This is a genomic window from Alteromonas sp., assembly GCF_984505615.1.
Map to the genome: position 1 here is coordinate 29,800 of NZ_CFHOXV010000002.1, position 21,944 is coordinate 51,743.

Sequence of the window (21,944 nt, forward strand, 5' to 3'; positions counted from 1 at the left end):
CGGGTTTCAGCCCGGCACCTGGCTGATAAATACATCTTTAAAAAATTTCGGTAGATTAATGCCAAAATCATCAGGGCGGACACCTGACTCAATTTCATCGTCGACAGTAAGCAAATCAATGCGTTTGATTTCACTGAAGTGACCTCCGGTAATGCTGTAGAAAGTCATTACCACCGGTGAGGTGAGATCGTCGGGATTTTGTTTACTGATGATCCCCAGTCTCCCGCTTTTCAGTTTTACCAGCGAGCCCACGGGGTGAACACCGACACACTGCACGAACTGTTTAACTAACACGCTGTCAAGAGACGGATCTTTAGCCAGCCTTTTCAGCGCAAGCGCCGGCGTAATGCTGTCTTTGTGAGGACGGGTGGAAATCATCGCATCGTAACAGTCCACAATAGCCGCCATTTTGGACAAGGGGGAGATGGTGTCACTCTTCAGTGCTTTCGGGTAGCCGGAACCGTCTTCCCGTTCGTGATGTTGAGATATAACCGACAGTGCTAAATCTGAAATCTGTTCGCCTTGCTCTACCAGTTCCACGCCAATATCAACATGGCTTTTCACCACATCCCAGTCCGCCTGACTCAGTTTTCCGTTTTTATGCCTCAGTTCCTGTGGGATCTGCGACATACCCACGTCCATAAGCAATGCGCCCATACAAGCTTCATCAATCGTATCCCGATCATAACCAAGATGCTGGGCAAACATAGCCATCAGGATGGAACAGTTAATCGAATGTTCAAGCAGGTATTGATCTGAATTCTTTATCATTGTCAGGCAGGACATGGCATCCTGATTATCGAAAACTGCATCAATGATGCTGAATGACAGGTCTGATGCCTGAGAGAGATCATTAGGAGCGCCCTTGTTGAGAGAAGTGATGAAAGACTGCTGTAAGCTCACGGCTTCTTCATAAAGCACACTGGCGGCATTCAGAGCATCTGAGTTCGACTGTGTGGCAGGTGAAGGGGCGGGCACCTGTTCACTGACTATTGCTGCTTCCGGCAACTGACTTCTGGCATAGTCGACTTCTACCAGGGTGATCCCCATTTCCTTCAGCTTGCCGATGGAGACCGGTGATTTCACCACGCCGCTGGAGCGCACGCGTAATTGTCCGGTTTGTTCTAAAACCTGATTGACGTACATACCCGGAATGAGTTCATCAATAGTCACGTTTTTTAGCATGCAATGTTACCTGATCAGAAGCCGGGGTCGAAAAAAAGGGCGATGCTGATGCATCGCCCTTTGAGTATAGTTGAAATCGAAAAAATTAAAGCCAGACTGGTTGTCTACTTTCGTATGATTCGATGGTCTCTGTCAGTTCCAGCGTCTGACCGATAGCATCTAAGCCTTTGATCAGATTGTTTTTGTGGTGTGCAAGGATGTCAAAGCTGAATACTGCATCGCCTGCTTTCACTGTTTGTGCCGGCAAATCGATTTCCACAGCGGTATCCGGATTGGCTTTGACAATGGCAAACAGCTCATCCATTTGCGCTGATGTCAGCGCTACCGGCAGCAACTGGTTGTTAATGCAGTTGCCGTAGAAAATGTCAGCGAAGGATGTGGCGATAACGGCATCAAAACCAAAATCAGCCAGTGCCCATGGCGCGTGCTCACGGCTGGAACCACAACCAAAATTTTCCCGCGACATCAGAATACTTGCGCCGGCGTGTTCCGGTTTGTTTAGCACGAAATCAGGATTGGCTTCTTTTTCATGCAAGTCCAGATAGCGCCAGTCGTGAAACAAATGTTTACCGTATCCGGTACGTGTTACGCCAGTAAGGAACTGTTTCGGGATGATCTGATCCGTATCGACGTTAGCCTGATCAAGGGGGCAGGCGCGGCCGGTGTGTGTAGTAAAACCTTGACTCATGATTTACTCCTGAAATTCTCTGACATCGGCGAAACGGCCTTTCAATGCAGCGGCAGCTGCCATCGCAGGACTCACCAGGTGAGTACGGGCACCGCGGCCCTGACGACCTTCGAAGTTACGGTTACTGGTTGAAGCACAACGGTCCCCGGCCTGAAGAATGTCATCATTCATGCCCAGACACATCGAACAACCCGGCAAACGCCACTCGAACCCTGCATCGGTAAAGATTTTATCCAGACCTTCTGCTTCCGCCTGACGTTTAACCGCACCGGAGCCCGGCACAACAATCGCGGTGACATTGTCAGCGACTTTGCCCTGTTTGGCGATGAATGCAGCAGCACGCATGTCTTCAATACGACCATTGGTACAAGAGCCGATAAATACATGACTGATGGCCACATCTTCCAGCTTGTCGCCGGCTGATAAGCCCATGTACGACAGGGCTTTTCTCGCGCTCTCTTTCTCTACTGCATCGCTGAAGGAGTCAGCCGCAGGTACCGGTGTATCCACACCAATTACCTGACCCGGATTAGTGCCCCAGGTGACCTGTGGTGCGATATCAGCGGCATTTAATTCAACAACGCTGTCAAACTTCGCGCCATCATCACTGTACAGAGTTTTCCAGTATGCAACGGCGTCATCCCACGCTTCGCCGGAAGGTGCATATTCACGGCCTTTCACGTAGTCAAATGTGGTCTCATCCGGCGCGACCATACCGGCTTTCGCACCGGCTTCGATACTCATGTTACAGATGGTCATACGCTCTTCCATGGTCAGAGAGCGGATGGCTTCACCGGCGTATTCGATAACATAACCTGTAGCGCCGGCGTGTCCGATTTTGCCGATAATGGCCAGAATGATATCTTTTGCCGTAATGCCCACCGGTAATTTACCGTGCACATTAATCAGCATGCTTTTCGCTTTACTTTGCTTCAGCGTTTGTGTGGCCAGTACATGCTCAACCTGAGAGGTACCGATACCGAATGCTAACGCTCCGAATGCACCGTGGGTTGCGGTGTGCGAGTCACCACATACTGCGGTAACGCCGGGCAGGATCAGGCCCAGTTCAGGACCCATTACGTGAACAATACCCTGTTTCTGGTGACCTACCGGGAATAGCTTAACGCCGTGTTCTTCACAGTTTTTCGCCAGCGTTTGTAACTGTAACGCGTTTTGCGGACCGCAGGCGTCAATGGCCAGCGAGCGGGTAGAGATACTGTGGTCCATGGTGCCGAATGTACGGTCAGGACGACGCACTTTACGGCCTTTTTCATTCAAACCTGCGAAGGCCTGAGGCGAGGTAACTTCGTGGATCAGGTGACGATCGATATACAATAAGCTGTCTTCGCCAATCTGGTCTACAACGTGTGCTTCCCAGACTTTGTCATATAAGGTCTTGGCCATGACGGTCTGTTACTCCTGATTTAAAATCTGTTTGACAATTTCATCGCCAACCTGAGCCGTGGTGGATGCTTGCGCGCGTTTATCCTCAGGTAACAATTCTCCGGTTAATACACCGGCTTCTAACGTGGCTACAACCGCTTTTTCGATAGCGTCCGCAGCATCTTGCAAGTTTAAGCTGAAACGCAACATCATGGCTGCTGACAGCACCTGAGCGATAGGGTTAGCAATACCCCGGCCGGCAATGTCAGGTGCAGAACCACCAGCCGGCTCGTATAAGCCAAAACCTTCTTCGTTCATACTGGCTGATGCCAGCAGGCCCATAGAACCGGTCATCATGGCGCATTCGTCTGAAATGATGTCGCCGAACAAGTTAGAGCATAACATCACGTCGAACTGGGCCGGGTTTTTCATCACCTGCATGGTCGCGTTATCGATATAGATGTGCTCGAGTTCCACATCAGGATAGTCTTTGGCGACTTCTTCGGTGACTTCCCGCCACAAACGGCTGCATACCAGTACGTTGGCTTTATCTACCGAGGTAACTTTACCGCGGCGCTTCTGTGCTGCTTCAAAGGCGGATACGGCAATTCTGCGAATTTCCCGTTTGGAGTAGCGCATGGTATCAAAGGCGTATTCTTCTTCACCCTCGCCGTCACGTCCCTTAGGCTGACCGAAATAGATACCGCTGGTCAGCTCACGGACAACCAGTACATCCACACCGCTGGCAGCAATGTCTGCGCGCAGCGGGGATAAGTCCTCAAGACCCGGATAGATTTTGGCAGGACGCAGGTTACTGAATAAATCGAAATGGCTGCGCAGGGTTAACAGTGCTGCACGTTCAGGGCGTTGTTCCAGTGGCAGGGAGTCCCATTTTGGTCCACCGATTGAGCCGAATAAAATCGCGTCGGCCTGTTCACAACCTTGCAGGGTGGCTGGCGGTAATGCTTCACCTTCAGTATCAATGGCATAGCCACCAACCGGATACGCGGTCCGGTTGAAAGTCACTTTGAATTTGCTCTCAACGGCATCCAGGACCTTATTGGCTTCCTGCATGACTTCCGGGCCGATACCGTCTCCGGCGAGTACGGCAATATTGAATTCGCTCATTTATACTCCTGCAACGCGTTCTTGTTGAATCTTTTGCTGATCAATCTGGTCAGCAACATGTGTATTGTTCAGTACGAAGATAAGGGCTTTAACCCCGGCTTCGACAATGTCTGTGGCCAGGCCGATACCGTGGAAACGGCGCCCTTTGTACTCGGCGATAACACCGACCTGGGCAAGGGCGTCAGCACCTTCACCTTTCGAGTCCAGTTTGAAGTCCACCACTTCCAGGTCTTCATGACCCAGAATAGAAATAATGGCATTAAAGGCGGCATCCACCGGACCGTTACCGATGGCTGTTTTGGTAACGGTTTCGCTGCCGACCTGTAAACGAACAGTGGCACTGGGAATGATTTCCCGGCCAGAGTTGGCCTGCAGATAAGACAGCTGGTAATACGCGTCTTCGTGTTTTTGCTGATCGAAAAACAGCAAGGCTTCCAAATCGTAATCGTAAACCTGACCTTTCTTATCGGCCAGCGCAAGGAATGCGGTGTAAACCGTTTCCAGATCGTAGTCTTCCGCCTTGTAGCCCAGCTCTGTTAAACGGTGCTTAATAACGTGACGACCAGAGCGTGATGTCAGGTTCAGGTTGTTTTTATTAATACCCACACTTTCCGGTGTCATGATCTCATAGGTATTTTGCGCTTTTAATACACCGTCCTGGTGGATACCTGAGGAGTGACTGAAGGCATTCGCGCCCACAATGGCTTTGTTCGACTGAACCGGCATGTTACACAACTGGCTGACCAGTTTGGAGGTACGGAAAATTTCAGTGGAATTGATGTTGGTTTGCATGCCCAGCATGGCCTCGCGGGTTTGCAGAATCATCGCAATTTCTTCCAGTGAACAGTTTCCTGCACGTTCACCGATACCGTTAATGGTACATTCTACCTGGCGGGCACCTTGCTCAACGGCTGCCAGTGAGTTAGCAACAGCCAGACCTAAATCGTTGTGACAGTGCACGGAAATCGTGGCTTTATCGATATTCGGTACGCGGTTAAACAGGTTGCCTATGATGCCGCCGAACTCGGTGGGCGTTGTATAACCCACGGTATCCGGAATATTTACGGTAGTGGCACCGGCATTGATGGCGGCTTCGACCATACGGCAAAGATAATCGATGTGGGTACGGCCGGCATCTTCACAGGAAAATTCCACATCGTCGGTATAGCGGCGGGCATGCTTTACTGCAGCCACTGCCATATCAACGACTTCGTCCTGAGATTTTCTGAGTTTGGCGCCAACATGAATTTCAGATGTGGCGATAAAGGTATGGATACGGAATTGTTCAGCGACACTCAGCGCCTGGCCACATGCATCAATGTCTTTTTCAAGGGCTCGGGATAAACCGCAAACCACACTGTTTTTCACTTCCCGGGCAATCATCTGCACGGATTTAAAATCACCCGGCGAAGATACCGGGAAACCCGCTTCGATGATGTCTACGCCCAGACGTTCGAGGGCCAGAGCGATCTGCAATTTTTCTTTGGCACTTAAACTGGCGGGCAGTGCCTGCTCGCCGTCGCGTAACGTGGTATCAAAGATTTTTACCTGATTCGTCATGGCTTGTACTCGTGGTGATAATTAGTAAAAAAAAACCCGTGCGATGCACGGGTTTATTGTAATTCCTCTTACTGGATGCATTCTACCCGTGCAGTCTTGCTGCCATAAGGAGTAGAAGAGAAAGTAAAAAATGTTGCATAATTATGCGAATTTCACGGGCATCCAATTGATAGCCGACAATGTAACCATACAGGGGCCACAGGTCAACCTTTCTTTGCCATCATGAATATAATAATTGGTTATATTTATCCTAACTCTGTTTGGTTGGTCAGGTATTTAAGGTGAATTTTTTCCACTTTACCGTGGTGGAAAGCAATAATTCTCTTAATGAGAGTGTGCGTGGGGCCAGTCTGCCTTTGTGATTCCAGCGGTGTCCGCAGCATGCGGCAGCCATCACAGCTTTAGTGGGTTTCAGTAACGTATAGTCGGTGTCTGTATTGTTGGCCTGACTCACACCATCAAAGGTAAACCAGCCATATTTATTGGTGTGCACCATTTCATTCTCAGGCTGGACACGGTCAATAGAGTCCAGCTCGATATGCTCTTCATCAAAGCGAAGTAATCTTACCGGTACAGGTAAACCGTAGGCTGCATGGTCTTTATACCAGGTCAGCGTGTCTTCCGGCGTAATTTTATGGGCTGGACATTTAGGTGCCTGTTTACATTGCCAGGTACCGTTGTGACTGTCAACTGCAAGCGGTGTTTTGTGGTTTGCCAGAAAGTGGGCTGCCCGTTGGATCCGGTGGGGAAGTGCGGCCAGTCTGCGTTGGAGGTAAGATATCTGCGCAGCGGACGCTTGTGAAAGCACCAGCAACTCGCGCTCGTACAGGGCATTACAAATTTCTGTGAAGACCGGAGAATCGTCGGTTGCGCCGGTGGCAGCAAAAATATCAGTCTGACTTGACGACGTGTGAGAACCTGACGACATGGCTACAAAGGATTATGAATAATATCAGTAAAGTAGCATTAAAAAGAACGGGTAGCCAGCGCTACCCGTTCATAGTCATTATTGACCTTTGATTGCGCTGCGACCCGGATAAACCGCTTTGTCGCCCAGTGCCTGCTCGATACGCAGTAACTGGTTGTACTTGGCAACACGGTCAGAACGGCACAGAGAACCGGTCTTGATTTGACCCGCTGCAGTACCAACCGCCAGGTCAGCGATAGTCGCATCTTCGGTTTCGCCTGAACGGTGAGAGATAACCGCAGTGAAGCCTGCATCCTTCGCCATCTTGATTGCATTCAGGGTTTCGGTCAGTGAACCGATTTGGTTGAATTTAATCAGGATAGAGTTGCCGATACCATTCTCGATACCACGGGACAGAATTTTGGTGTTAGTCACGAACAGGTCATCACCAACCAGTTGTACTTTGTCACCAATCTTCTTAGTCAGGCTTGCCCAACCGTCCCAGTCGCTTTCGTCCAGACCGTCTTCGATTGAAACGATAGGGTACTGTTCAGCCAGTTCAGCCAGGTAGTCACCAAAGGTTTCTGAGTCAAAAGACTTGTCTTCACCAGACAGCACATATTTACCGTCTTTGTAGAATTCAGACGCCGCACAGTCCAGTGCCAGCGTGATGTCTTCGTTCATTTTGTAGCCCGCTTTTTCAACGGCTTCTACAATAACAGCCAGCGCTTCAGCGTTAGAACTCAGGTTAGGTGCAAAACCACCTTCGTCACCCACTGCTGTGTTCAGGCCTTTAGCAGACAGTACTTTTTTCAGGTTATGGAAAATTTCCGCACCCATGCGCAGGGCTTCTTTGAAGCTCTTCGCGCCAACTGGCTGAACCATGAATTCCTGAATGTCTACGTTGTTGTCAGCGTGCTCACCACCGTTGATGATGTTCATCATAGGTACAGGCATAGAGTACTGACCTGACGTACCGTTTAAGTCAGCGATGTGCTCGTAAAGTGCAACGCCTTTTTCAATCGCAGCCGCTTTGGCAACAGCCAGAGAAACCGCCAGGATCGCATTTGCGCCCAGCTTTTCTTTGTTCTCTGTACCGTCCAGCTCTAACATTTTGTTATCAACGTCAGTTTGTGCCAGTGGATCCATGCCAGCCAGCGCCGGAGCAATGATGTCGTTTACTGCAGCAACGGCTTTTTCTACGCCTTTGCCCAGGTAACGGCTTTTGTCACCGTCACGCAGTTCCAGTGCTTCACGTGAACCAGTTGATGCACCGGATGGTGCAGCGGCACGACCCATTGCGCCTGAATCAAGGTAAACGTCTGCCTCTACAGTGGGGTTACCACGAGAGTCCAGGATTTCGCGTCCTACAATGCGAGCAATCTTCGCCATTTTATTTCCTCAACGTTTGTGCAAAAGGCAACGGGAGTAAGCCTTCTGCTTTTTAGAATCAGTGATTTTCTTTCTGGTATTTCCCGGCAGCTTCTACAAATCCTTTAAACAGCGGGTGGCCATCACGGGGCGTAGAAGTAAACTCAGGGTGGAACTGACCGGCAACAAACCATGGATGGTCAGGGATTTCGATCACTTCTACAAGGCGTTTGTCGGTGGACAAACCACTTACTTTTAAGCCCGCAGCTTCAATCTGGTCACGAAGGTTATTGTTTACTTCGTAACGGTGACGGTGGCGTTCGTAAATCTCTTCGCTGCCGTAGGTTTCACAGACTTTGCTGCCCGGGATCAGGTGACAAAGCTGGCTGCCTAAACGCATGGTGCCGCCTAAATCTGAAGAGGCATCACGCTGTTCGGTAGAGCCGTCTGCATCCAGCCATTCAGTGATCAGGCCAACAACCGGGAACGGTGTATTAGGATCGAATTCGGTGCTGTTTGCGTTTTCCATACCTGCTACATTGCGGGCAAATTCAATTAAAGCAACCTGCATACCCAGACAAATACCCAGATAAGGGACTTTATTCTCACGGGCATAGCGTGCTGCTGCAATTTTGCCTTCGATACCGCGTTCGCCGAAACCGCCGGGTACTAAGATAGCATCCAGGTGTTCTAAAATTTGTGTACCTTTTGTTTCAACGTCCTGAGAATCGACATAGTGAATATTCACTGTCAGGCGGTTTTTCAGACCGGCATGTTTTAATGCTTCATTGACAGATTTGTACGCGTCAGGCAGTTCAACATATTTGCCCACCATACCGATATTCACTTCTGCAGTAGGGTTAGACTCTGCATAAAGTACCTGTTCCCATTCGGTGAGATCGGCTTCTTTGCAATCTAAGCGGAAACGGTCAACAACCAGCTGGTCCATACCCTGTGCTTTAAGCGCAGCCGGGATACGGTAGATGCTGTCTACGTCTTTCAGTGAGATAACGGCTTTATCTGCCACGTTAGTGAACAGGGCAATCTTAGAACGTTCGGTAGCCGGCAGTGCGCCAACAGAACGGCAAACCAGGATGTCCGGTTGAATACCGATAGAACGCAGCTCTTTTACAGAGTGCTGAGTAGGCTTAGTTTTCACTTCGCCGGAAGCAGGCATGTAAGGTACCAGCGTCAGGTGCATGAACATGGCGCGCTCGCGGCCGACTTCTGTACCTAACTGACGAATAGCTTCCAGGAACGGTTGTGATTCAATATCACCTACTGTACCGCCTACTTCAACAATAGCTACATCGTGACCTTCTGCACCGTCGATAACGCGACGCTTAATTTCGTTGGTGATGTGCGGGATGACCTGGATGGTTGCACCTAAATAGTCACCACGTCTTTCACGGCGTAATACTTCTTCGTAAACCCGGCCAGTGGTGAAGTTATTACGCTTGGTCATACGGGTGCGGATAAAGCGCTCGTAGTGACCTAAATCTAAATCGGTTTCTGCGCCATCATCCGTGACAAACACTTCCCCGTGCTGGATTGGGCTCATTGTTCCCGGATCAACGTTGATATACGGATCCAGTTTTAACATCGTAACGGTGAGACCACGCGCTTCAAGAATAGCTGCTAACGAAGCGGCAGCAATACCTTTACCAAGCGATGATACGACACCACCGGTGACGAAAATATAATTTGTCATGCGAAACCTAAGGCGTTGGAATTTTTGGCTAATGTGCTGAGAGTTGCGAAAACCGAACTAAGCACCTGGACGGCGCAACATTATAGCGAAAGAGTAGCAGGCAAACAATCGGTTTGCCTGCCGGGCTGGCGGGTTTATTTCAGGTAAATTAATAAAGCCTTAAGTATCACGCCTGACTTAGCCGTTTTAGCGTATAGATTAAATCCAGTGCCTGCCGGGGAGAAAGTTCATCGGGAGACAAATTATTCAGTGCATCCCGCAGCGGGTCAGGCATATCGGTAAAGTGCATTTCCGATTGTCCGGCTCTGGTTGTGGGCGAACCGGAATCTGACGACGTTTTTGTTATTTTTGTGGCCGGGGCGTCTTCCTGTGGTGCCCGGTTTTCCAGTTCATGCAATTTAGCCCGGGCAGCATTGATTACCGGACGGGGAACGCCGGCAAGCTGGGCAACCTGCAAGCCATAGCTTTTGCTGGCCGCACCGGTTTCTACCGTATGCATAAAGCGAATGGTATCGTCGTGCTCTACCGCATCTAAATGTACATTGACCACGCCTTCTTCAGAATCAGCTAATTGTGTCAGTTCAAAATAATGGGTGGCAAACAAGGTATAAGCATTAATCTCCCTTGCCAGGAAGCAGGCACATGCCCAGGCGAGAGATAAGCCATCGTATGTACTGGTGCCGCGCCCGATTTCATCCATTAATACCAGCGAGTGCTCAGTGGCATTATGCAAAATATTGGCGGTCTCGGTCATTTCAACCATAAAGGTAGAACGCCCTGACGCCAGATCATCAGATGCGCCAATACGTGTGAAAATACGATCCACACGGCCGATTTTTGCATTTTCTGCAGGTACGTAACACCCAAGGTATGCCATCAGTACAATCAGAGCGGTCTGACGCATGTACGTTGATTTACCGCCCATGTTCGGACCGGTAATAACAAGCATGCGTTGTTTGGTGTCCAGGGTTACCGGGTTGGCAATAAACGGGTCGGTCATGACCTGCTCAACCACCGGATGACGACCGGCTTCGTAGGTGATTTCGCGGTTGTCTGTGAGGATAGGGCAATGTAAGTCGAGCGCGGTCGCCCGGTCGGCAAAACACTGAATCACATCCAGTTTAGCCAGTGCTTCGGCTGTGTTTATCAGCTTAGTAAGCTGAGGCTGGAAGGCATCGAATAATCCTTCATAAAGCTGCTTTTCCAGAGCCAGCGCCCGGCCCTGACTGGTCAGTACTTTATCTTCATGCTCTTTCAGCTCAGGCGTAATGTAACGCTCGGTGTTCTTCAACGTTTGACGGCGGATATAGTCTGCCGGTGCTGCGCCGCTGTTTGCGCGGCTTAATTCGATAAAAAAGCCATGCACTTTGTTATAGCCCACTTTCAGTGTAGAGACGCCGGTACGCTCCCGTTCTCTGACTTCCAGAGCATCCAGGTAGTCCGTGGCTCCCCTTGACAGCGCCCGCAATTCATCAAGCTCTTCATTAAAACCTTCAGCGATAACACCACCATCGCGGATCACAACCGGAGGGTTATCCACGATAGCCTGATTTAACAGGCTTTGTAATTCGGGGTAGGTGCTGACAGCCTTGGCTAAATCCGCACATAACGAATCCTCAAGAGAGGATAACTGGTCGAGCAGTCCGGGCAATTCGTTAAACGCATTGCGTAAACGGGAGAAATCCCTGGGACGGGCCGAACGCAGGGCTAACCGCGCCATGATGCGTTCTATGTCACCAATGCGTTTTAATGTATCGGCGATATCTTCATGACCCTGTTCAATCAGTTTTCCGATGGCCTGCTGGCGTCGGGTGAGTTCATAATGATCGGTAATGGGGGCGTGCAAATAGCGTTGAAGTAATCTGCTGCCCATGGGGGTGGCGGTAGAATCCAGCACGCTGAACAGAGTATTTTCCTGACTGCCTGATAAATTGGCGGTTAATTCCAGATTTCTTCGCGTGGCGGCATCCAGCTGAATACGTGTTTCCTGCTGTTCACGATGAATACTGCGAATATGGGGCAGGGCGGTACGTTGGGTATCTTTAACGTATTGCAGTACACAGCCGGCTGCACCGGTGGCTTTATCTAAGCCGTTGATGCCGAATCCATCCAGTGATTTGGTGCCGAATTGCTGATTGAGTTGCTCTGTTGCCGTTTGCGGATCAAACTCCCATTCGGGACGGCGACGTAAACCTTTTCGTTTTTCAATAAGAGGTAAACCTTCGAATCCTTCCGGATAAAGCAGTTCCGCAGGATTAAGGCGTTGCAATTCGGCCAGCAATTGTTCATCACTGTCACATTCAACCACCAGAAAACGTCCGCTGCTGATATCGAGGGTGGCAACGCCGTACTGCATGCTGTGACCGCACACTGCAGCAAGCAGGTTATCACGACGCTCTTCTAATAGTGCTTCATCGGTGACTGTGCCCGGGGTGACAATACGCTGAACTTGACGTTCTACCGGCCCTTTGCTGGTAGCAGGATCGCCAATCTGCTCACAAATCGCCACAGACTCGCCCATTTTTACCAGGCGCGCCAGGTAACCTTCCACTGCGTGATAAGGCACTCCCGCCATGGGAATGGGTTCACCGCCGGATTTGCCTCTGGCTGTTAATGAAATATCCAGCAGGTGTGCGGCCTTTTTGGCATCGTCATAGAAGAGTTCATAAAAGTCTCCCATCCGGTAAAACAGTAAAATATTAGGATGTTGTGCTTTTATGGCCAGATACTGGCGCATCATCGGCGTATGTGATTCCAAGAAAACCTCTTTGTTTATTCTGGCGCGATGTTGCTAGTTGTGAAGGGCGCGCGGTCGGGGGGCGTAATTGCATTTGAAACCGTCTGCCGCATGGATGCGGCAGCCGAGCCCCCAGGGATGGGTTTACGGCGTGTTTCAAATGCAGTTACGCTCCCCCTACCATCAGCGAACTTCACTACAAAGTTTTCATCAGGCCAACTTTCTGTCTTTACAGTTTGCTAAATGTGTAAAATGGTACAACGGAATTAATTCATTGGTGAGTATTATTCGTATGAGCGCAGATTTTTCAACTGTTTCACAAGACAGTGCGTTACTTAAACAGGTGGTTGCCACCGGAGATGTGCTTCGCCGGCGAAACTGGCATGTGTCATGTGCTGAGTCTTGTACCGGTGGTGGAATTGCTTACGTATTAACCTCCGTTTCCGGTAGCTCTGACTGGTTCAATCAATCCTGGGTCACTTATTCAAACGCGGCTAAGCAATCACTTATTGGGGTGAAAGCTGAAACGCTGGCGAAATTTGGTGCAGTGTCGGAACACACTGTTGCTGAAATGGTGCAGGGTGTTGTTCAGGAAAGTGGTGCGCAGGTTGGTGTGTCGGTGAGTGGTATTGCAGGGCCTGGCGGCGGTTCGGCGGAAAAGCCGGTGGGTACGGTCTGGTTTGGCTTTATGATAGACGGTGAACTGAACACGCAGCGTCACGTATTTTCAGGTGACCGGTTAGCGGTGCGGGAACAGGCCATCGCCCATGCAATTTCTTATCTGTACCAACGACTGGTTGCTGAATAAAACGGGATTTGACAGACTAATTGTGAAATCTTACTTGACTGTATGCTTATACAGTATAAAATGCACTCAACATTCGAATTACGTTTCGTGAGTTACTGAAGCGCTGACCGAATTATATTTTGCGGAAGTTAAAAAATAACAGAAGTAAAAGTGGCAGCGTAATACGACAGGGTAACTACCGGACAGTCATTATCTTGAGGATAATATCGTGGACGACAACAAAAACAAAGCTCTTTCCGCCGCTCTTGGCCAAATTGAAAAGCAATTTGGTAAAGGTGCCATTATGCGTCTGGGTGACAATCAGGCGCATGATATCGAAGCCATTTCTACCGGTTCACTCAGTATCGACATTGCACTTGGAATAGGCGGTTTACCTTGCGGGCGTGTTGTTGAAATCTACGGTCCTGAATCATCAGGTAAAACAACCCTGACACTGCAAGTTATCGCTGAAGCGCAAAAGAAAGGCAAAACCTGTGCATTCGTTGATGCGGAACACGCACTAGATCCTGTCTATGCAAGAAAGCTGGGCGTAAACATAGATGATCTGCTGGTCTCTCAGCCTGATACCGGTGAGCAGGCATTGGAAATTTGTGACATGCTTGTTCGTTCAGGCGCTGTTGACGTAGTAATTGTTGACTCGGTAGCTGCATTAACACCGAAAGCAGAGATTGAAGGTGAGATGGGTGATTCTCACGTGGGTCTTCAGGCACGTCTGATGTCTCAGGCGCTGCGTAAGCTTACCGCTAACATCAAGAAATCAAATACGCTGTGTATCTTCATCAACCAGATCCGTATGAAGATTGGTGTTATGTTCGGTAACCCTGAAACCACAACCGGTGGTAACGCCCTGAAATTCTATGCCTCTGTGCGTCTCGATATCCGTCGTATAGGTGCGGTTAAAGAAGGTGATGAGGTTGTTGGTAACGAAACCCGTGTGAAAGTGGTGAAGAACAAAGTTGCACCACCGTTTAAGCAGGCGGAATTCATGATTCGTTACGGCGAGGGTATCAGTAAGGAAGCTGAACTTATTGACCTTGGTGTGAAGCAGAAGCTGGTTGATAAAGCCGGTGCCTGGTATAGCTACAACGGTGACCGTATTGGTCAGGGTAAAGCGAACGTAATGGCGTTCCTGAAAGATAACCCTGATATCGCTAACGACATCGAAACCAAGCTGCGTGCAGAGTTACTGGCTCAAAAAACAGTAAAGCCTGAAGAAGCCGAAGGCGAAACAGAAGAAAAATTGTAAGATTTATGTCCGGCAGCCAGTGAAAGGCTGCGCATGAAACGACAAATCAATAGACAGTTAATCAAATGAGAAGCCAGCTGAAAAGCTGGCTTCTTTTTTTGTGTGAAAAAACCGGGTTTTAAAAAATCAATATCCTGAAAGGCGAACCGTCTTGTAAGAAGACCTCTGTAGACCGTTTAACTCTTTTTATTAGTGTTATCTAATGAAAAGAATAATAAAATCAGTAGGTAATGAACTGTACAAAAGACGAGGAATGCACTTTTTTTATCGTTCAATTTACTGTAGAAGTGAAGATGACTGCCGTTAAAAACATAAACTTATAAAAAAGATTTCACCAACTCCCGAATATGGAAGGTGAAACACAAACACGGGAACGCGTATGAAATCACTCTCACTTCAGAAAAAATTTGTGCTCATTGTTGGCGGTGCTATCGCATTGTTACTGATTGTAGCAACGATTTTCCTGCTCAATATTGTCAGCGATAAAACCAGGCAGACCGTTGAGCGGGATCTCCATTTTCTCGTTACCAGTGAAGCGGAATCTGTAAAAGGTTTCTTTGCTACCTACGGAGGTGTCGCTTCTACATTTCTGAACAATCCTTTCTTCACGGACTTTTTTACTCAACACTCGCAGCGTGGCGGTACGTTAAGTGGTGAGGCTGCTGACGATATTTTTGCGTCATTCAGCGCCATCAGCAGTAATGACAAGCACATTAAGTCTGCTTTTTTCGGTACTGCCAGTACCGGAGAGTATTTTTATGAGCAGGGCCGTGTGGGTGAGGAAGATAATTACTTTGCAAATCAGCGCCCGTGGTTTTTGACCGCTGTAGAGAAAGGGGGGATCTATGTCACACCTCCGGCGACAGATTCACAGGATGGAAGCGTTTCGACGGTGGTTCAGGGGCCTGTGTACCGCGATGGTAAACTTCTGGGAGTGGGTGGCGTCGATATTCTCATCACCACAGTCGCAGATATGCTGTCAGAGATCCAATATGAGAAAGCCGGCGCTGCGTTTCTTGTCGATGACGAACAAAATATTGTGTACTTCCCAGGGAGCAGGGAAGCCCTGCCATTATCATCTCCACTGGCGTCCATTGATAAAAGCCTGAAAGGTGCTGATGGCTTTGCAGCTTTAAGCGGAGATATTGCCCGCCATCCGGAAGGTATCACACCAGTTTCATACAACAATGAAAATTATTTTGTGGTTTATAAGCATGTCACTCTTGCTTCGCCGCAAATGAACTGGACATTGGGATTACTGGTTCCGGAAGCCGTGGTTGAAGCGCCGGTACAGGAAGCGTTACAAACTTCACTAGTTGTTGCTGTGGTTGTACTGGTTATCGCCGGAGCAGTTACCTGGTTTGCTGGTGCAGTGATCACCCGTCCAATTTTACAGCTCAAAGACGCTATGGCTGATATTGCTTCAGGAGACGGTGACTTAACCCGTCGTCTTGAAATTAAGTCGGGCGATGAAGTTGGGCAACTGGCTGAACAATTCAATGTATTTACCGGTAAAATTCATACATTACTACAGGATATTGTTCAGCATACCAGAGCTGTCGCTGAGGCCGCAGACTACTTGCGTGATGTGTCCGGCGCCAGCAGTCGCGAAATCAATCAGGAAAGAACCGAAGTAGACAGTGTGTCGACGGCAGTTACTGAAATGGCGCATACCGTACAGGAAATTTCAGCTAATGCTGCCGAATCCAGCAGAGCCGCAACCGTAGCAGAGCAGCAGGCGACAGACGGCATGTCGCAGGCACAAAACATGTTAACTGAGATCCACGCTCTTGCAGACGCAATCAGCCAGGGCGTTCAGACAGTGAGTGGTCTGAGCCAGGAGTCAGATAATATCGGCGCGGTCGTTGATGTGATCAACAGCATAGCGGAGCAGACAAATTTACTGGCATTGAATGCGGCTATTGAGGCTGCCCGTGCCGGTGAACAGGGAAGAGGTTTTGCGGTCGTTGCCGATGAGGTGCGTTCGCTGGCTTCGCGGACTCAGGACTCCACTGATGATATCCGCAAGATGGTAGAAAAGCTCCAGAAGATGGCATCAGAAACCGACACGGCGATGAAGGCTGGTAAAGAGCGCTCGTTAAAAGGCGTAGAGAAAACCGAACTGGTGGTATCGTCCTTACGGGATATCAGTCACTCGATCAGTACTGTTCAATCGCAGAGTACGCAAATTGCCAGAGCGACTGAGCAACAAACCGTGGTGGCAACTGAAATAGATGAGGCACTGGTTAAAATCATTAATCTGAGTGAAAAGACCAGCGAGCATTCAGAGGAACTGGCTGCCGAGGCTACCCAGCTCAGCGGTGTATCTACCGAGCTGAGAGATTTGGCTGGACAGTTTAAATTGTAACCTGGTGGTCAGGCCGGACAGTTTTCTGTGCCGGCTTATACCCGTTGGGGAAGTTGCCCGCTGTTCTCCCAGCCTTCCGGTATTTTGCCCTGAAGCACATAGGACCAGGCAATCAATTCTGCAATTACATAATACAGAGATTCCGGGATTTCCTGCCCGAGATCTAATGTTGCCAGCAAGTCAGAAAGGTAGGGATCTTCGTGAATAAGAATGCCTGCATCTTCAGCGGCCCGAATGATTTCACCAGCCAGTTCACCGTACCCTTTTGACACGACTTTAGGTTTTGCTCCGGCTTCGCCACTGTTGTATCTCAAGCCAATCGCTTTACGTGTTTTGTCACTCATACCAGTGTCTCGAACAGTTGATAGGGCGTATCTTTGAGTGACGGCGGTATTTTTCCCCGTTGACAACTGTGCTGTTCAACCTCAAGCCCCAGGCCTTTTAAACGCTTTAACAGCCATGGCATGGTGTCCATAACCTTTATCAACAGTGCATCTGTCGATGTGTATACATTGATATAAATAACGTCCTTATCAATTTTAGTTTTGGCAAGCAGCTCTCCATACTCGCCTGCACTGAGTTTCATGGTCAGATGCCATATTCTCTGTGCGGACGACTTTGCCTGCTCTTCCCGCGCGTCCCGTTCTTCGACACGAAGAAACAGTTCGGGAGGTGGCTGCTCGTCACCGGCTACAGGCAACACATAATACAAGGTGTCCTGACCCTGCAACCGGGCTTCTGCACTTTGGAGTTTTTGTTGCTGATGATTAGCGAGCAGTGACTTAACATGATCGAGCAAATGGGTTCTGCTGTCGATTTGCGCCATATCGCCGGCAGTTTTTGATGGCGGACTACCCCCGCCGGCGGAAGCACCACTTCTGACTATTACCGATTCAGCTTTATCCAGCGCTTTTGCCAGATCTGGTTGGTTGCGAACTGCACGGCCTGCAAAACTGATTTGTAATAGTGTGATAAGGGCATTCACGAAACCGGATTGTGATGGCGGACTAAGAATATTCGTTGGTGTTGTGACCAGTGCGGGCGTCTGCAACAGCTGTTTAATCGACTGCGCTGTATCCTGAGACGGAATGCCAGTCTCTGTTTGAACAGTAACGGCATGTTGAAAGTTGTCAGTTCCCGCGGCAGTTTTTATAACAGGAAGCGAAGCGGCTATCTGAGCGGATAAAGCACTCATTAAATACCTTGTGCCGGCGGCCGTTCCAGGAGGCGCTTTGGTAAGGATAGAAACCAGTTTAGTCAGTGCTTCTGATGTAGAGCCTGTTTCTGCGAGAAGTTGCCGTGAAAGCTGACGGATAGTTTCACTGACACGGCTAAGTTGTTCGGGCGGCAGGTTCAGCGAACCTGCAGAAAAGACATCTTTTATATTATTAGCTGTCGCGCCTGATACTTGCTGACCGGCAACCGGAGCCGCATGATCCGGTGGCGGTTGGATATGCAATACCGGCAACCCTTTTTGGCTGGCAATGTCTGCCAGTTTAAGAGGGACCGGCGGAAGAGCCTGCAGAGTATTGCTTGCAGATGTCGCTAAAGCAGGTGGCAAATTGACCATAGCAAGGGGGCGTGTTTGGGTACCCGTCGCTGATAGTTGCGTTCCGCGCATGCTGACATTCAGGGTTTGTAATGTTTCTCTTCCCGTACTGCCTGATAGTCCATCGGGTATATGCAATGAACGTTGCAAAGCCCCCTGCAATTTCCCCTCAATGCTGAGCCCTTCACTGACCAGCGCTTTTGCCAGAGCCAGTTTTACTACCGGCGCCGATGCCGGTACATTCACACTTTGAGCAGGCTGCGCAGAGCCTTTCCCTTGTGGTGTTAAGGTAATTTGCCATCCTGACTGCCTGCTGTCAGTTGAAGGCGTTATTTTTAACGAAAATTTGTCTCCTGACTCAGTGGCAGCGTGTTGGGTTGCCGGTAAATCCAGTTTAATCACTGGTGCGCCGGGTAACTGTAACCTGAGTGTCAGTTGTTTGGGGGACGCCTGCTCAACTATGGCGCCCAGAGATAAGGCTGCATTATTTTTAACAAGGCTGAGTTGCTGCGACTGTGCCAGCCCTTCTGCCAGAGCTGTAACCAGTCTTTGTGTGTCAGCCTGTGTCAGTACTGCACTGTGCTTCACAGGCAGAAGTTCAAATAACGTCACCTGACTGACTGATGTTCTGGCCAGGGAAACCTGCGGCTGAGATGTGCTGAGACCGGGATCTTTTACGACAAGTCCCTCCTGAGGGAGGGCGTTTCCGGTTAACTGAATAAGCGGACCGGGTAAACGGGTTATGGCTACTGCAGGTAGCTGCTGCAAGGTGTCTGAACGCAATGCACCTGCGTCGGCATTAACCGGTGCGGCAGTGGCATTCGCCGAAAACAGTTGAGCAATCTGCAAGTTCATGTCAGATTTATCGGCAACTAATTGAAAAATTCAAGCATTTTGTGCATTTCACTGTTGTCAATGGTCCTTCAGTTTGAACTAAGTCATAAAAAAGTTTAATACGCCAATGGGCGTGATGTGTTCCGTTTTGCCTATGCTAGAATGCCAGACCGGAATATACAAAGATATGTTAAAGAGGATAGCGGTTTGTCGGGACTGGTTGCCAGCAAACTAACGTGCATTAAACGGGACAGAGTACTGTTCGAAGATCTGTCTTTTCAGCTCCTGCCAGGGCAGCTGATTTATTTGCGTGGGCCTAACGGTGCCGGGAAAACCAGTTTGTTGCGTATCCTCAGTGGATTAAGTCAGCCTCAAAGCGGCTCCCTTCTCTGGCAGGGGAATCCATTGGGCGAAGACTGGTTCACCAGCCTCATCTATATAGGACACAAAGCCGGCATAAACGGCACCTTGTCGCCGTTGGAAAACCTTCAATTCTGGTGTGCGCAGCATAAAGTCAGCTTTAACGAAGACAATCTTTATGACGTGCTGGCTCTGGTGGGGCTGGTGGGTATGGAAGATGTACCCTGCCGCACACTGTCTGCAGGGCAACTTCGCCGTGCCGCTCTGGCAAGATTATGGTTGAAGCAGGCTGACGTGTGGATCCTCGATGAACCTTTTACCGCACTGGATACCCGTGGCGTTGCCCAACTGGAAGATAAAATGTGTGAACATGTAGGCAATGGCGGTGCTGTGTTGACTACCTCACATCAGACACTGAGCCATCGTGCGGGCGGGTATCAGACATTTGATTTGGAGTACCGGTTTTGAGCGGCATGTATGAGGGGGTTTTTAAACGGGACCTGGCACTGGCATTTCGTCAGAAGGCCGAGCTGGTACAGCCGCTTATGTTCTTACTCATGGTAGTGACATTGTTTCCGCTGGGAATAGGACCCGGCCCTGACACCCTGCAACGGATAGGACCGGGCGTTATCTGGATAGCTGCTATATTGTCCTCATTGCTCGGGATGGAGCGGTTATTCCGGGACGATTTCGCAGATGGTTCACTGGAACAGCTACAATTATCCGGACAGCCCTACTATGCCGTCGCCGCCCTAAAAGTACTTTGCCACTGGCTGGTGACTTTCATTCCGCTTTTGCTGTTGTCACCTTTGCTCGCGCTGTTTCTTAATCTCACTGTTGACATGTACATAGCGCTGGTACTCACCCTGATGTTAGGTACACCGCTTTTGTCACTGGTGGGCGCAATCGGAACGGGATTAACGGTAGGGCTTCAGCGTGGTGGTGTACTCCTGGCGCTGCTTTTGATCCCGGTTTTCATTCCATTATTGATATTTGCTACCTCGGCAGTGGATGCAGCTGCGCTACAATTACCCTACAGGGCGCAAATTGCTATTATTGGCGCGATGTTGTTGCTGGCAATGGCGTTAGCTCCGGCTGCTATTGCCTACTCTTTAAAAGTGAGTCAGAACTGATGTGGAAGTGGTTACATCCCTATGCCAAGCCTGAGCGGGCTTACCAGCTTTGTAATACGCTGCTCCCCTGGTTTTCAGTGGCTGCAGTAATCAGCTTGTTGTGCGGTACGGTATGGGGGCTTTTATTTGCGCCTCAGGATTATCAGCAAGGTGATTCCTTCAGAATTATCTACATCCATGTGCCATCTGCCATGTTGTCAATGAGTACCTATGTTGCTATGGCTGTAGCTGCACTGGTGGGAATGGTCTGGCAATGGCGGACCGCGTACATGGCCATGATTGCCATGGCCCCTGTTGGTGCAGCGATGACATTCATTGCTTTGCTTACCGGTGCAGCATGGGGGAAACCTATGTGGGGCGCATGGTGGGTGTGGGATGCACGGCTGACATCAGAACTTATTTTGCTGTTTTTGTATTTTGGCGTCATTGCCTTGTATACCGCGTTTGAAGATAAGCAGCAGGCGGGTAAAGCGGCGGGTGTTATGGCGCTGGTGGGTGTTGTGAACATCCCGGTGATCCACTATTCGGTAGAATGGTGGAATACATTACATCAGGGTTCCACCATCACCAAATTCGACAAGCCATCTATAGCGCCGGAGATGTTGTGGCCACTGCTGATTAATCTTGCAGGCTTCGCGCTGTTTATCGCCGCTGTTACGACCATGCGTATGAAAACTGAAATTCTGCGGCGGGAAATGCACCGTCCCTGGGTGCAGGATATCACCGGTTTGCGGGAGACGTCTGATGCAGTTTAACAGTTGGGCAGAATTTTGGGCTATGGGCGGTTACGGATTTTATGTCTGGCTGTCCTTTGGCATTGCCGCGCTGGTGATGACCGGCATTATTTATCAAAGCTGGTTGGCACATAAGCAACTCATCCGCCACATTGCTGCTGAGCAAAAGCGTAAGGGGCGTATCCGTAAGGCTGCGCAAGCCGCTCAGGCCTCTTCCCCTAATTCTGACAGGAGCGTTTAGT

18 protein-coding genes are annotated in these 21,944 nt (G+C 49.6%); 7 read left to right on the forward strand and 11 right to left on the reverse strand.

The features are described 5' to 3' along the window. Positions 1-6 precede the first annotated feature (6 nt). The 9 genes from AC4PME_RS01700 to mutS form a co-directional block, all read right to left on the reverse strand. Complete coding sequence (locus AC4PME_RS01700) at positions 7-1,185, reverse strand: HD-GYP domain-containing protein (protein ID WP_491045040.1); 1,179 nt, start codon at positions 1,183-1,185, stop codon at positions 7-9. A gap of 85 nt (positions 1,186-1,270) precedes the next feature. Beyond that, a complete protein-coding gene (gene leuD / locus AC4PME_RS01705; RefSeq protein WP_491045041.1) occupies positions 1,271-1,873 on the reverse strand; it encodes a 3-isopropylmalate dehydratase small subunit in 603 nt (200 codons plus the stop codon). Positions 1,874-1,876: 3 nt separating this feature from the next. Then, on the reverse strand, positions 1,877-3,277 hold the full coding sequence (gene leuC, locus AC4PME_RS01710) for a 3-isopropylmalate dehydratase large subunit (RefSeq protein ID WP_491045042.1): 1,401 nt from the start codon (positions 3,275-3,277) through the stop codon (positions 1,877-1,879). A gap of 9 nt (positions 3,278-3,286) precedes the next feature. Then, the gene (gene leuB / locus AC4PME_RS01715) at positions 3,287-4,384 is read right to left on the reverse strand and encodes a 3-isopropylmalate dehydrogenase (protein ID WP_119500441.1); all 1,098 of its coding nucleotides are present in this window, start codon (positions 4,382-4,384) and stop codon (positions 3,287-3,289) included. Continuing rightward, on the reverse strand, positions 4,385-5,944 hold the full coding sequence (leuA, locus tag AC4PME_RS01720; protein WP_119500442.1) for a 2-isopropylmalate synthase: 1,560 nt from the start codon (positions 5,942-5,944) through the stop codon (positions 4,385-4,387). Between the two features lie 268 nt (positions 5,945-6,212). Beyond that, positions 6,213-6,872, reverse strand: coding sequence for a hypothetical protein (locus AC4PME_RS01725; protein WP_491045043.1), 660 nt, complete (start codon positions 6,870-6,872; stop codon positions 6,213-6,215). A gap of 78 nt (positions 6,873-6,950) precedes the next feature. Further along, positions 6,951-8,243: a phosphopyruvate hydratase gene (gene eno, locus AC4PME_RS01730; protein ID WP_119500443.1), complete on the reverse strand. Its 1,293-nt coding sequence runs from the start codon at positions 8,241-8,243 to the stop codon at positions 6,951-6,953. Between the two features lie 58 nt (positions 8,244-8,301). Continuing rightward, positions 8,302-9,933, reverse strand: a complete 1,632-nt coding sequence (gene pyrG, locus AC4PME_RS01735) for a CTP synthase (protein WP_119500444.1) — start codon at positions 9,931-9,933, stop codon at positions 8,302-8,304. Positions 9,934-10,099: 166 nt separating this feature from the next. Continuing rightward, on the reverse strand, positions 10,100-12,673 hold the full coding sequence (gene mutS / locus AC4PME_RS01740; protein ID WP_491045119.1) for a DNA mismatch repair protein MutS: 2,574 nt from the start codon (positions 12,671-12,673) through the stop codon (positions 10,100-10,102). A 289-nt stretch (positions 12,674-12,962) separates the two neighbouring features. Here mutS and AC4PME_RS01745 point away from each other — a divergent pair, with 289 nt between their 5' ends. The 3 genes from AC4PME_RS01745 to AC4PME_RS01755 all read left to right on the forward strand — a co-directional run bounded on the left by AC4PME_RS01745 (position 12,963) and on the right by AC4PME_RS01755 (position 17,092). After that, the gene (locus tag AC4PME_RS01745; RefSeq protein WP_491045120.1) at positions 12,963-13,478 is read left to right on the forward strand and encodes a CinA family protein; all 516 of its coding nucleotides are present in this window, start codon (positions 12,963-12,965) and stop codon (positions 13,476-13,478) included. 208 nt (positions 13,479-13,686) lie between these two features. Continuing rightward, complete coding sequence (gene recA, locus AC4PME_RS01750; protein WP_119500446.1) at positions 13,687-14,724, forward strand: recombinase RecA; 1,038 nt, start codon at positions 13,687-13,689, stop codon at positions 14,722-14,724. A 379-nt stretch (positions 14,725-15,103) separates the two neighbouring features. Then, positions 15,104-17,092: a methyl-accepting chemotaxis protein gene (locus tag AC4PME_RS01755; protein WP_491045044.1), complete on the forward strand. Its 1,989-nt coding sequence runs from the start codon at positions 15,104-15,106 to the stop codon at positions 17,090-17,092. Positions 17,093-17,127: 35 nt separating this feature from the next. On the opposite strand, the gene AC4PME_RS01760 is transcribed toward AC4PME_RS01755, so the two are convergent. Both AC4PME_RS01760 and AC4PME_RS01765 read right to left on the reverse strand, forming a co-directional pair. Next, the gene (locus AC4PME_RS01760) at positions 17,128-17,436 is read right to left on the reverse strand and encodes an EscU/YscU/HrcU family type III secretion system export apparatus switch protein (RefSeq protein WP_119500448.1); all 309 of its coding nucleotides are present in this window, start codon (positions 17,434-17,436) and stop codon (positions 17,128-17,130) included. Continuing rightward, positions 17,433-19,496 (reverse strand): hypothetical protein, encoded by a 2,064-nt coding sequence (locus AC4PME_RS01765; protein WP_491045045.1) that lies wholly within the window; start codon positions 19,494-19,496, stop codon positions 17,433-17,435. Before AC4PME_RS01765 ends, AC4PME_RS01760 begins: the two co-directional genes overlap by 4 nt. 141 nt (positions 19,497-19,637) lie before the next feature. Between AC4PME_RS01765 and ccmA the strand changes: the two genes are divergently transcribed. Genes ccmA through ccmD form a run of 4 tightly spaced genes read left to right on the forward strand, consistent with a single transcriptional unit; the run spans position 19,638 to position 21,943 of the window. Next, entirely contained in the window at positions 19,638-20,303 is a 666-nt protein-coding gene (ccmA, locus tag AC4PME_RS01770) for a cytochrome c biogenesis heme-transporting ATPase CcmA (RefSeq protein WP_491045121.1), read from the forward strand. 5 nt (positions 20,304-20,308) lie between these two features. Beyond that, the gene (gene ccmB, locus AC4PME_RS01775; RefSeq protein WP_491045046.1) at positions 20,309-20,968 is read left to right on the forward strand and encodes a heme exporter protein CcmB; all 660 of its coding nucleotides are present in this window, start codon (positions 20,309-20,311) and stop codon (positions 20,966-20,968) included. Next, positions 20,968-21,723, forward strand: coding sequence for a heme ABC transporter permease (locus AC4PME_RS01780; RefSeq protein ID WP_491045047.1), 756 nt, complete (start codon positions 20,968-20,970; stop codon positions 21,721-21,723). The genes ccmB and AC4PME_RS01780 overlap by 1 nt, the downstream gene beginning before the upstream one ends. Next, positions 21,713-21,943, forward strand: a complete 231-nt coding sequence (gene ccmD, locus AC4PME_RS01785; RefSeq protein WP_491045048.1) for a heme exporter protein CcmD — start codon at positions 21,713-21,715, stop codon at positions 21,941-21,943. Before AC4PME_RS01780 ends, ccmD begins: the two co-directional genes overlap by 11 nt. Position 21,944 lies beyond the last annotated feature (1 nt).